11 protein-coding genes and 1 pseudogene are annotated in these 11946 nt (G+C 60.2%); 5 read left to right on the forward strand and 7 right to left on the reverse strand.

Annotated features, from left to right (window positions below; translation table 11 throughout):
• Positions 1 to 665: 665 nt before the first annotated feature.
• Positions 666 to 1073, reverse strand: a complete 408-nt coding sequence (locus ACZZ0K_RS19340) for an HPF/RaiA family ribosome-associated protein (protein WP_016771629.1) — start codon at positions 1071 to 1073, stop codon at positions 666 to 668.
• Between the two features lie 200 nt (positions 1074 to 1273).
• Positions 1274 to 2221, reverse strand: coding sequence for a LysR substrate-binding domain-containing protein (locus tag ACZZ0K_RS19345; RefSeq protein WP_016771630.1), 948 nt, complete (start codon positions 2219 to 2221; stop codon positions 1274 to 1276).
• Positions 2222 to 2356: 135 nt separating this feature from the next.
• Between ACZZ0K_RS19345 and ACZZ0K_RS19350 the strand changes: the two genes are divergently transcribed.
• Both ACZZ0K_RS19350 and ACZZ0K_RS19355 read left to right on the forward strand, forming a co-directional pair.
• Positions 2357 to 3733, forward strand: a complete 1377-nt coding sequence (locus ACZZ0K_RS19350; RefSeq protein ID WP_258707616.1) for an L-serine ammonia-lyase — start codon at positions 2357 to 2359, stop codon at positions 3731 to 3733.
• Positions 3734 to 3996: 263 nt separating this feature from the next.
• Positions 3997 to 4314, forward strand: a complete 318-nt coding sequence (locus tag ACZZ0K_RS19355; protein WP_016771632.1) for a DUF3509 domain-containing protein — start codon at positions 3997 to 3999, stop codon at positions 4312 to 4314.
• Here the strand turns inward: ACZZ0K_RS19355 and ACZZ0K_RS19360 are convergent.
• Positions 4311 to 4811, reverse strand: coding sequence for a phosphate-starvation-inducible protein PsiE (locus tag ACZZ0K_RS19360; RefSeq protein WP_039759287.1), 501 nt, complete (start codon positions 4809 to 4811; stop codon positions 4311 to 4313). The genes ACZZ0K_RS19355 and ACZZ0K_RS19360 overlap by 4 nt on opposite strands.
• 346 nt (positions 4812 to 5157) lie before the next feature.
• Here ACZZ0K_RS19360 and ACZZ0K_RS19365 point away from each other — a divergent pair.
• A pseudogene (locus ACZZ0K_RS19365) lies at positions 5158 to 5412 on the forward strand (YebG family protein); the annotation flags it as partial.
• A 155-nt stretch (positions 5413 to 5567) separates the two neighbouring features.
• On the opposite strand, the gene ACZZ0K_RS19370 reads toward ACZZ0K_RS19365, so the two are convergent.
• Positions 5568 to 6587, reverse strand: coding sequence for a Glu/Leu/Phe/Val dehydrogenase family protein (locus tag ACZZ0K_RS19370; protein ID WP_041479665.1), 1020 nt, complete (start codon positions 6585 to 6587; stop codon positions 5568 to 5570).
• A 184-nt stretch (positions 6588 to 6771) separates the two neighbouring features.
• Between ACZZ0K_RS19370 and ACZZ0K_RS19375 the strand changes: the two genes are divergently transcribed.
• Positions 6772 to 7575: a SirB1 family protein gene (locus ACZZ0K_RS19375; protein ID WP_056782998.1), complete on the forward strand. Its 804-nt coding sequence runs from the start codon at positions 6772 to 6774 to the stop codon at positions 7573 to 7575.
• A 165-nt stretch (positions 7576 to 7740) separates the two neighbouring features.
• Here ACZZ0K_RS19375 and maiA read toward each other — a convergent pair whose 3' ends face one another.
• Genes maiA through hmgA form a run of 3 tightly spaced genes read right to left on the reverse strand, consistent with a single transcriptional unit; the run spans position 7741 to position 11001 of the window.
• Entirely contained in the window at positions 7741 to 8376 is a 636-nt protein-coding gene (gene maiA / locus ACZZ0K_RS19380) for a maleylacetoacetate isomerase (protein ID WP_258707615.1), read from the reverse strand.
• Between the two features lie 12 nt (positions 8377 to 8388).
• Complete coding sequence (gene fahA, locus ACZZ0K_RS19385) at positions 8389 to 9693, reverse strand: fumarylacetoacetase (protein ID WP_041479662.1); 1305 nt, start codon at positions 9691 to 9693, stop codon at positions 8389 to 8391.
• Positions 9694 to 9696: 3 nt separating this feature from the next.
• Positions 9697 to 11001, reverse strand: a complete 1305-nt coding sequence (gene hmgA / locus ACZZ0K_RS19390) for a homogentisate 1,2-dioxygenase (protein ID WP_150742806.1) — start codon at positions 10999 to 11001, stop codon at positions 9697 to 9699.
• Positions 11002 to 11164: 163 nt separating this feature from the next.
• Here hmgA and ACZZ0K_RS19395 point away from each other — a divergent pair, with 163 nt between their 5' ends.
• Positions 11165 to 11944, forward strand: a complete 780-nt coding sequence (locus ACZZ0K_RS19395; RefSeq protein ID WP_056782991.1) for an IclR family transcriptional regulator — start codon at positions 11165 to 11167, stop codon at positions 11942 to 11944.
• Positions 11945 to 11946: the final 2 nt, after the last annotated feature.

Genomic DNA, 11946 nt, shown 5'->3' on the forward strand with positions numbered 1-11946 from the left:
TCAAAAGCCCCTCACCCTAACCCTCTCCCAAAGGGAGAGGGAACTGACCGAGGTGTATTTACGATTTACGCTCGCCTGCAATATCGAGCCGAACGCTGGACTTGAAAACAACCGGAATCGGCTCCCTCTCCCAGAGGGTGAGGGACTGACCAAGGTGTATTTACGATTTACGCTCGCCTGCAATATCGAGCCGAACGCTGGACCTGAAAACAACCGGAATCGGCCCCCTCTCCCAGAGGGTGAGGGACTGACCGAGGTGTATTTACGATTTACGCTCGCCTGCAATATCGAGCCGAACGCTGGACTTGAAAACAACCGGGATCGGCCCCATCTCCCAGAGGGTGAGGGACTGACCGAGGTGTATTTACGATTTACGCTCGCCTGCAATATCGAGCCGAACGCTGGACCTGAAAACAACCGGGATCGGCTCCCTCTCCCAGAGGGTGAGGGACTGACCGAGGTGTATTTACGATTTACGCTCGCCTGCAATATCGAGCCGAACGCTGGACTTGAAAACAACCGGGATCGGCTCCCTCTCCCTCGGGAGAGGGCTGGGGTGAGGGGCTACGGTCTTAAACCCTGCGAGCAATCACCAACACCACAAACAAAAAACGGGCCTGCATCAGCAGGCCCGTTCTCCTTTGGTTACTTGTGAAATCAGCGCATCAACTGTTGATCGCTGCCTGTTCGTTCTCGTCAAATTCTTCCGCCAACAGCTTGTCGTTGGCTTTGCCGGTAAATGGCACTACAGCGGCGCGTGGTTTACCTCGCAGTTTGCCGAACAGATGATCCAGTTTGTGCTCGAGTTTCTCGGCAGCACCGTCGATCGCCTGTTCCAGCGAATCGGCTTTATGGGTCACGGAAATCGGTTGGTGGCCTTTTGGCCGCGCTTCCAGTTGGCAGCGCAAGTCATGGGGACCTGGTTTCTCGCCGTTCTCGTCGCTCAGGTGGACTTCGACACGGGTCAGGTCTTCTTCATAACGGTCGAGCGTGCTCTCAATAGTTGTACGTACCCACTCCTCCAGTCGCTTACTGCTTTGAATATGGTTATCACTGTTGACTTGGATTTGCATAGTTCATCCCTTATTTCAGCTAGCTCGCTGGAGGCCTTGAGTTGAATTTCCTGACCTCCTGGTTACAACAATCGGCCCGAGCGACGAACATTTCAACCCCTGAAAAAAGAAAAATATTCATTCGCAAAAAAAGCCGGACAACCGAGCGAGGCGCTGTTAATGTCGGGAGTTGGGTCGACCCGCGCCGCAGAAAAATCTGCTCACATCTGTTGCTCATTCAGCGGGTGCAGGCTGCGAAAAATCCCCGCCTCCTCCACCAGCCAGTCATGCACAGCGCGCACGCCCGGATGGCTCAACGCCCCCGGCGCATATAGCAGCACGTAGCGTTTATGGTTGGGCACCGACAACCCGAACGGCACGATCAAAGTGCCGCGCTCCAGCTCATCGTTGAGCAACGTGCGCCGGGCAATCGCCACGCCCATACCGGCAATCGCCGCTTCGATGGTCAAGTGATTGCGATTGAACGTGTGGCCGCGCCGCACATCGGCGCCTTCGAAGCCGATCGCATTCAAATAGAACTCCCATTCCGCGTATTCGTAACTGCCACGCCAGGCGGTGATGTCGTGCAGCAACGGGAAATGCACCAGATCCGCCGGCCCGTGCAACGGCGGTCGCCCACGTAACAGGCTCGGCGCGCACACCGGAAATATCTGCTCGTCGAGCAAGGCTGTGGATAACAATCCGGGGTAGCTGCCGTCGTTGAGATCGATGGCGAGATCGAAATCGCCTTCGTGCAACGGCACGCTGCTGTCCTCCGCCACCAGGCGCAACTGGATATCCGGAAAGCGTTGCTGCAAGCGCGGCAGGCGCGGAGTCAGCCACTTGCCGAGAAACGACGGGATCGACCGCAACCGCAGAGTTCCGCTGATCATCCCGGCGTCCAGCCGGCGCAGCTCCGCATCGATGCTGCCATAGGCTTCATTGACAGTAATCGCCAGCCGCTGCCCCTGCGCGCTCAACTCAACGCCGCGCGCGCGCCGATGAAACAGGCGAAAGCCCAGGCGCTCTTCCAATTGGCGGATCTGCTGGCTGACCGCGCCCGGGGTGATGTGCAGCTCTTCGGCACAACGGGTGAACGACAGGTGCCGCGCGGCACAGGCAAACACCTGCAGCCAGACGTAGGTCTGGGCATGCAATTGACGACTCATTGTTTAGTCCTGCTAAAGGCTGTCTTAGGAGGTTTCGTTGGTCACCTCGAAGCGAGGCAGGCAGTATCGCCGACATTGCGCTTGTCCGACAAAAAATGGCAGCGATTCCTACTCCATTGCTTGTAAGGGTTTAGCATGGCTATCAGTGTTTTCGATCTATTCAAAGTGGGCATCGGCCCGTCCAGTTCCCATACCGTCGGTCCGATGCGTGCAGCGGCGACCTTTGCCCAGGCCCTGATCGACCAGCATCTGCTCAATGACGTGCGACGGGTGGAAATCCGTCTGTACGGCTCGCTGTCTGCGACCGGCGTTGGCCATGCCACCGATCGCGCGACGGTCATGGGCCTGATGGGCGAGTGGCCGGACAGCATCGATCCTTCGACCATCGATCCACGCATCCAGCAACTGCGCGAAACCGGACAACTGTCCCTCGCCGGTCAACGCTCGATTGCGTTTGACTGGCAGAGCGATCTGCTGCTGCTCGACGAGAGCCTGCCCTACCACCCCAACGCCATGTCGCTGAGCGCATTTGGCGAAAGCGCCGAGCTGTTCGCGCAAACCTATTACTCGGTGGGCGGCGGCTTCATCGTCGAAGCGGCTGAAGCCGAGTCCGGCGTGGCGCCAGCCAGCGACGTGGTGTTGCCCTACGATTTTTCCAGCGCCGCCGAACTGCTCGCTTTGTGCAAAAAGCACAAGCTGCGCGTGTCCGAACTGATGATGGCCAACGAACGCGCCTGGCGCAGCGATGCCGAGATTCGCCAAGGCCTGCTGCACATCTGGTCAGTGATGCGCGAGTGCGTCGAACAAGGTTTGCGCCACGAAGGCATCCTGCCCGGCGGTCTGAAAGTACCGCGCCGCGCGGCGAAACTGCATCGCAGCCTGTTGGAAATCGGCAAACCGAATGTGATCAGTTCGACCCTGTCGGCAATGGAATGGGTCAACCTGTTCGCCCTTGCCGTCAACGAAGAAAACGCTGCCGGCGGGCGCATGGTCACCGCGCCGACCAATGGCGCCGCCGGCATCATTCCGGCCGTTCTGCACTACTACATGAAATTCAATCCGGATGCGTCTGACGATGACGTCGTCGCGTTCTTTCTCGGTGCAGCCGCCGTGGGCATTTTGTGCAAGAAAAACGCCTCCATCTCCGGTGCCGAGGTCGGCTGTCAGGGCGAAGTCGGTTCAGCTTGCGCAATGGCCGCCGCCGGCCTCGCCGACGTCCTCGGCGCGACACCGGAGCAACTGGAGAACGCTGCCGAAATCGGCCTGGAACACAACCTCGGCCTGACCTGCGATCCGGTCGGTGGCCTGGTGCAAGTGCCGTGCATCGAGCGCAATGCCATCGCGGCGGTGAAGGCGATCAACGCCACGCAAATGGCCCTGCGCGGCGACGGCAATCACTTCATTTCCCTCGACCGGGTGATCCGCACCATGCGCGACACCGGCGCCGACATGCACGACAAGTACAAGGAAACCTCGCGGGGCGGGCTGGCGGTGAACTGGGTGGAGTGCTGATCGGCCTGACTGCACTGTCAGCGATCATCCGCTCATTCCTGCCCTGAAAACGCGCCACAAAAAACGGCGAGCCCCGAGGCTCGCCGTTTTTTTCGCCGTGTTTATTGTTCGACAATTTTTCCGGCATGCGCCTTGCTACATCACCCATGAGGCAAACGGACATTGCAAACCTCAGCGAACGAGATGCCAGTGGTCTGGTGTTGCGAACCAAATCAGATCATGGCCGGTCAACAACTGCACGTTCAATCAGGCGGTGACGCATCATGGACAACCCATTTCAGATCATTACCGATGCTTTCGCGCCGGACTATCAGATCAATCTGAGCATTCAGGGCCTGGACGGCAGCATCATGCTGACCCTGTCCAACGCGGGGCGCATCGTGGCCAAGCGCATGATCAGTGCCGAACAGCGCAACGATCCCGAGCGTTTGAAGAGGCTGGTGCAAAGCATCCAGTTCGGCATCGCCATCGAACAGGGTCACAGCGCCATGTCGATTCTCGAAGCCATGACCAGCGGCGCCGGGCTGACCCCGCCACCGCCACGCGTCAAGGGCCAGCCCGGCCAGGCGGCGGGCCTTTAAAGCTCGCCCTTCTCCACTTCAGGATGTTCGCTGGAGCCCGTGCCGAGCTTGCGCTGCGGGTTCTCGATCTTCACTGAGGGGAATTGCGACGAAGCGTAACGCACCACCAGGATCGCAAACGCCAGCAGCAGAATGCCGCCGCACAGGTAGATAATGCCCATGTCCGGCGGGTTGTGGTGCGAGACGTTGGAGATCAGCAGGCGCGTCAGTGCAGTGATCGCCACGTAGATCAGGAAGCGCACCGGCATGTGGTTGGTCTTGAAATAAATCCCGACCATCGCGCCCAGTTCCAGATAGATGAACAGCAACAGAATGTCATCGATCTTGATGTGCCCGACTTCGAGCATCCCGAGAAACTCCATCACCGCCGCCCACGCTGTCACCGCACCGATGGCGAACAGCGCCAGATAGTGAAAGGTTTCGACGAACAGGTTGCCCAGGGACTCGGCCAGCTGATGCACGTTACGACGCAGTTTCTCGGCCCAATTTATTTTCACGATGAGTTTCCTTAGCCCGTTTCGGGCGGATGATGCGTATCGCACGTGACGGTTTTGCGCGCGCGCCTTGTAGCAACGGTTTTCATGCAGGTTCAGGGCCACGCATCATGGCGATCCGCCGCAAATCCCGCGCCGTGGCGTTTGGTCGCAGGCTCGCGGCTTTGCACAATCCCCGTGGGAGCGAGCCTGCTCGCGAACAGCAGCGACACGGCTCACTGACAAACGCCAAATCCGGTCTACATTGAAAAGCCACTACCCATGGCGCAGGGATTCGCTTATCCTTTTCGCTGTATATGGATACAGTAGTCGTCAAGACAACTTAATGTGAAGGCATGTGAGGTGGTGAATGGCCGTCGAAGTGGTATACCGCAGCAGCCGAGATCTGGAGCGCTTGTTCATGGATAAAGCCGAAGCTGATCGTCATGACAAAATGCTCGAACTGGCCGAATATCTGGCCGATGTGCTGCAAAAAGCCGTTCCGTCCCTGACCGAACAGCAAGTGGAAGAAGCCGGGATCTACATGGCGAAGAATCGCGATGTGTTCGCCCGGGCATTCAAGAGCCAACCCGATGCGCTGTCGGAGCTGATCAATGCGCCGGCCGAGCCTGTCGAAAAAGCTGAAGCGGCAGAACCTGATGAGGCGCCGGCGAAGCCAGCCAAAGCAGCGAAAGCGCCGAAGTAATTAGAAAGATCGCAGCCTTCGGCAGCTCCTACACTCGGAATGTAGGAGCTGCCGAAGGCTGCGATCTTTTGCTTTCAGCGATACAAAACCTTTTCGGCCAACTCATCCGCCACCCGCGCCGGCGAACGTTTTTCCGCCTGAGCATGGGCGAAGACTTCGGTCAGCCGCGAACTGATTTTCGACAGATGCGCCGTAATCGTCGGCAACTCCTCACCGCGATGTTTAAGCGATACGTAAATCAGCCCGCCGGCATTTATCACATAATCCGGCGCGTAAAGAATCCCGCGTCGTTCCAGTTGATCCGCCACATCCAGATGGGAAAGTTGATTGTTCGCCGAACCGGCCACCGCCGAGCAGCGCAGCTGTGAAACGCTGTGACTATTAAGCACCCCGCCCAACCCGCACGGCGCGAGAATGTCGCACGGCGTGCTGAGCAATGCGTCGTTGGCGATCGGGTGAGCATTGAGCTGCTCCATCGCCAGTTGCACCTTGCCGTGGTCGATGTCACTGACGAGCAACTCGGCGCCTGCCGCGTGCAGTTGCTCGGCCAGCGCAAAACCGACATTGCCAAGCCCCTGGATGGCAACGCGCAGACCTTCGAGGTTGTCGCTGCCCAGGCGCGCCATCGCCGTGGCGCGAATGCCGGCGAACACGCCCATGGCCGCATGCGGCGCCGGGTCGCCTGCCGAAGTGGTGCTGGTAACGTGGCGGGTCTGCTGGGCAATGCAGTCCATGTCCGCCACTGACGTACCGCTGTCGATGGCGGTGATATAGCGGCCGTCGAGTTGCTCGATGCAACGTCCGAAAGCCTCGAACAACGCGGCGCGATTCTCGACATGGGCCGGGCGCACGATCACCGCCACCCCGCCACCTTGCGCGAGGCCGGCGAGCGCCGCTTTGTAGCTCATGTTTTGCGCCAGGCGAATGGCGTCCTCGACCGCAGATTCGTCGTTGGGATAGGCAAGGTAACGGCACCCGCCCAGGGCTGGCCCCAGATGGCTGTTATGAATGGCAATGACCGCCTTCAACCCGGTGGCCGGGTCCACGCTCAGGTGCAGCGATTCCAGGCGAGTGCTTTGCATGAGAGCGAACATCGACAGGCTCCCGAATCACTTCTTGTAGAACGCCAGTATAGGCTTGCCCCTGAAAATTGCTGGCGCGCACCGGCATGAGCCGCCGAGCGGACAATGCTGCGCCGCTATAACTCGCGCTCAGTGAGCCCGGCACTGGACGAACAACCCGGACGGGGCTAAAACGAGGCATTGGAGGGAGATTTTGATGAGTGCGCGCCAACGCTTTTTCGAATGCCTGCATCGTTCACCGCCGGCCCTGCTGGAAGCTGCGCTGTGGATAAGTGCCGAGCACGACAAAACCCTCGAGCCCGAGGCATGGTTGCGCACCTTCAAGGATCTGCAACTACGCGTCAGCTATGGGCTGCCGATGCTGCCGGTCAGCGAACTGGCGCAACCGCTGTTGCGGCGCATGGTCGATCTCGGTTTCGCGCAGGATGATTTCCTGCCGCTGCGCCCGCAGGCGGCGCTGCTGCATCGCGTGTTGCACACCCAACGTGGTCAGCCGTTGGCATTGGCGTTGATCGCACTGGAATTGGCGCGTGGGCTGGAGATTCCTCTGGTCGGGGTCAACTTCCCCGGACATTTTCTGCTGCGGGTACCCGGCGCCGACCACTTGCTCGACCCTTGCGGCGGGCGGCGACTGTATCCCAATGACTGCCGAGAACTGTTGCAACGCCAATACGGGCCGAACATGCAGCTCAGCGCCGAACATTTGCTGAGCGCAACGCCGGTGCAGATGCTGCAACGTCTGTCACGCAACCTGCGCCAATTGCATCTGACCCACGATGATCACATCGCCGCGCTGATCGACGCAGAACGAGTGCTCGAACTGGGCGATGCGAAGGCCTCCGATTACATGGCCCGGGCCAGTCTGTATCAACGGCTGGATTGCCCGAACGCTGAACGCTTCGATCTGGAGCATGCATTATTGCTCAGCGAAGACCCGATCCAGCGCCTGCGCCTGACCGAACGCCTCGGCCATCTGCCGCCCAACTCCGTCGTGCATTAACCAGATTTTGTAGGAGCGAGCCTGCTCGCGATTGCGGTGTATCAGGCGAAATTGTTTTTGATCGTTCCCACGCTCTGCGTGGGAATGCCGCCCGGAACGCTCTGCGTCCACAGTGACGCGGAGCGTCACGAGATGCATTCCCACGCAGAGCATGGGAACGATCAGTCAGGGGGTGTCTGGTTGATTGGCAGGATGCGCCTTGATAAACGCCGGATGATCAGCCGCCAACGCAGCCACACGGCAAATTCTCGGATAGGGCTCAAGGCTGACGTTGAACCGCTCAGCCGCATACAACTGCGGAATCAGATACACATCTGCCACGCACGGCCATTCGCCAAAACAGAAACCGCTGTCGCCGATCAACTGCTCCACCGTTGCCAGCCCTTGGCTGATCCAATGGCTGATCCACTCCACCACCTGCGTTTCATTCTGCCCCGCCTGGCGCAGGCGATTGAGCACGCTGACGTTGTGCAGTGGATGCACATCGCAGCCGATCACCGCCGCCACACCGCGCACCTGCGCGCGCGCCAGCAGATCATCCGGCAGCAACGGCACCTGCGGGTAACGCTCTTCCAGATACTCGATGATCGCCGGCGATTGAATCAGCAGCGCGCCGTCATCGGTTCGCAGCGCCGGCACCCGGCCCTGCGGATTGATCGCCAGATACGCCGGTTGCCGATGTTCACCGCCCGACGGTGCGATCAGGTTGACCGGCAACGCCTGGTAATCGAGGCCCTTCAACGCCAGCGCAATCCGCACCCGATACGACGAAGTGGAACGGTAATAGCCATAGAGATCCATAAGCCGCTCCTGTCAGCGCGCAGCGATCACGGTGCCGCGACATTCGCCGAAGCCGATCGAGGCAAAACCGTCGCGGGCGCAGCGGGCACGCAGGATGATTTCGTCACCGTCCTCAAGGAACTTGCGCACCTCGCCGGAAGCAAGTTCGATCGGCTTCTTACCGCCCTCAGTGATCTCCAAAAGGCTACCGAACTGGCCGTTTTCCGGGCCGGACAAAGTGCCCGAACCGAACAGATCGCCGGCCTGCAACTGGCAACCGTTGACGCTGTGATGCGCAACCATTTGCGCGACGGTCCAGTACATGTAGCGGGTGTTGCTCAGGGTCAGGCGATGGGCGGGCAGGTTCTGCTCGCGCATGGTTTCGGTACGCAACAGCACTTCCAGCTCGATGTCGAAGGCGCCGCCATCCTGATCGCGCTTGTCGAGCAGATACGGCAGCGGCTGCGGATCACCTTCAGGGCGGGCCGGTTGCGCCGTGCGGAATGGTTCCAGTGCTTCAGCCGTCACCACCCACGGCGAGACGCTGGTGATGAAACTCTTCGACAGGAATGGGCCGAGTGGCTGGTATTCCCAAGCCTGGATATCCCGCGCCGACCAGTCGTTGAGCAGGCAGAAACCGGCGATGTGCTCGGCAGCGTCACCGATGGCAATCGGCTCGCCCATCTCATTGCCCTGGCCGATCCAGATACCCAGTTCCAGTTCGTAATCCAGACGCGCGCATGGACCGAATACCGGTTCGGTCTGCCCGGCCGGCAGCGTCTGGCCTTTCGGCCGGCGCACGTCGGTGCCGGACGCTCGCACTGTGGAAGCGCGACCGTGGTAACCGATCGGCACGTGCTTGTAGTTCGGCAGCAGCGGGTTATCCGGACGGAACAGTTTGCCGACGTTCTGCGCGTGCTCGATGCCGACGTAGAAGTCGGTGTAATCGCTGATTCGCGCCGGCAGGTGCATCTGGCAATCGGCAGCCAGCGGCAAGAGTTTCGCGCCTTGCGCTTCGATGTTGCCACGCAGGGTGCTGCCTTCACTGAACAGTTCGATCAGGCGTTCGCGCAGGGCAACCCGCGCCTCACGGCCGAGTTCAAAGAACGCATTCAACTGCCCGCCGTGCATGGCTTCCACCGCACTGCGTGCGACACCGTCGAACAGACCGGCCTCAAGCGCCACCTGCAAATCGAAAATGTGCTCGCCGATCGCTACGCCCGCGCGAGGCGCCGAACCGTCCAGGCTGAACACGCCCAGCGGCAGATTCTGCAAGGGGAAATCGCTGTGACCGTTGGCCGAAGCGACCCAACTGCGGGGGATGGAATTCTGTGTCATGGGTTATCTCCGGGTCGGGTCGAACGTGGCGGGCAGCGTCGCCCAGCAAGCGTCGTAACTGGGTTGCAACTGTGGGCATTCGAGGGCGAAACGACTTGGACGAAGCACTTGGCTGGTCTCGAACATGAAGGCCATGGTGTTATCGATTTTTGCAGGTGCAAGCTCGGCGTTGATCGCCCTGGTGCAGGTTTCGCCGTCCGGGCCGTGGGCGCTCATGCAGCTGTGCAGCGACGCGCCACCGGGCACGAAGCCTTCGGCCTTGGCGTCGTATTCGCCCTGGATCAGGCCCATGAATTCGTTCATCAGGTTGCGATGGAACCACGGTGGCCGGAAGGTGTTTTCGGCGACCATCCAGCGCGGCGGGAAGATCACGAAATCGAGGTTGGCCAGACCGTGCACGCTGGTCGGCGAGGTCAATACGGTGAAGATCGAAGGATCGGGATGATCGAAACTCACCGTGCCGATGGTGTTGAAACGGCGCAGGTCGTATTTGTACGGCACGTTGTTGCCATGCCAGGCGACCACATTGAGCGGTGAGTGATTGAGTTCGGTGGCCCACAACTGGCCAAGGAATTTCTGTACCAGAGTAGTCGGTTGCTGCAGGTTTTCGTAGGCAGCGACCGGGGTGAGGAAATCCCGTGGATTGGCCAGACCGTTGCTGCCAATCGGCCCCAGATCCGGCAGGCGCAGCGGCGCGCCATGGTTCTCGGCGAGGTAGCCGCGTGCCTGTGGATCGAGCAGTTCGACGCGAAATTTCAGGCCACGCGGCAGAACGACGATTTCCAGCGGCGCCACTTCGAGTACGCCCAGTTCGGTGGCGATACGCAGGCGACCGAGTTGCGGCACCAGCAGCATTTCCCCATCGGCGTTGAAGAACACCCGCTCCATCGAACGATTGGCGGCGTAGTTATAAATGCTGATGCCAGACGGTTTCTCGGCACCGGCGTTGGCCGCCATGCTGACCAGGCCATCGATGAAATCCGTTGGCTCGGTCGGCAGCTCCAATGGATTCCAGCGCAGGCGATTGGGCGTCACTTCACCCAAAGGTCCGCCGGCCAGTTGCCGTTCCAGTTTGACGAACGCCGGGTGGTTGGCCGACGGCTGAATCCGGTACATCCAGGTGCGCCGCGCTTCGCTGCGCGGCATGGTGAACGCGGTGCCGGAGAACAGCTCGGTATACAGGCCGTACGGGGCTTTCTGCGGAGAGTTCTGGCCAACGGGCAGCGCGCCGGGCAACGCTTCAGTGCTGAATTCGTTGCCGAAGCCGGACTGGTAAACCAGGTCCTGCGCGGTTGAATCGGGGTTCATGGAGCCTCCTGAACAGGGAGTCGGCAGTGGCCCATCGCTCTGGCTCAGAGTTCTCGGCACGCCGGGGTTGTTATTATCGTAATCTGATTACGCATAACGTAATTTGCTCGCTATCCAGCGTCAAGCTATAAAGACGCCCATTCGAACCGGAACCGCCAGCCCCATGGAAAAAACCAGCGACAGCAACGGCAAACAGAAAGTCCGCTCCGCCGAAGTCGGCACCGACATCCTCAAGGCTTTGGCCGAGTTGTCACCGTCGACTTCGCTGTCGCGTCTGGCCGAACATGTGCAGATGCCGGCAAGCAAGGTGCATCGCTATTTGCAGGCGTTGATAGCTTCTGGATTTGCCGAACAGAACACCGCCACCAACCATTACGGCCTCGGTCGCGAAGCACTGCGCGTGGGCCTGGCCGCGCTCAACAGCATGGACGTGCTGAAAGTTGCCGCCCTGCCGCTGTCCGAGCTGCGCGATGAACTCAACGAAACCTGCTTTCTCGCGGTGTGGGGCAATCAGGGCGCAACCGTCGTGCACATTGAACCGGCGGTGCGCGCGGTGACGGTGGTGACGCAGTTGGGTTCGGTGCTGCCGCTGCTCAGCTCGTCCACCGGGCTGGTGTTCAGCGCTTACCTGCCGCACCGGGAAACCGATGAATTGCGCGAGCAGGAGATCGCTGTCGAGAAGCATCCCCTCAAGGACGAAAAAGCCTATGCAGCGCTGTGTGAACAGATCCGCGAACGCGGTCTGCATCACGTGCATGGTTTGTTGATGCCGGGTGTGGATGCGCTTTCTGCGCCAGTGTTCAACGCGGTCGGCCAGATCGCTGCGGTGCTGACCATCGTCGGCCCGACCTCACTGTTCCACGCCGACGAAAACGGCCCGGCGGCGCAGCGGTTGTTGGCTGCGACGCGGGCCGTGAGCTGGCGCATGGGTTACGAAAGATAAAT

The organism is Pseudomonas sp. AC255 (genome assembly GCF_979258175.1).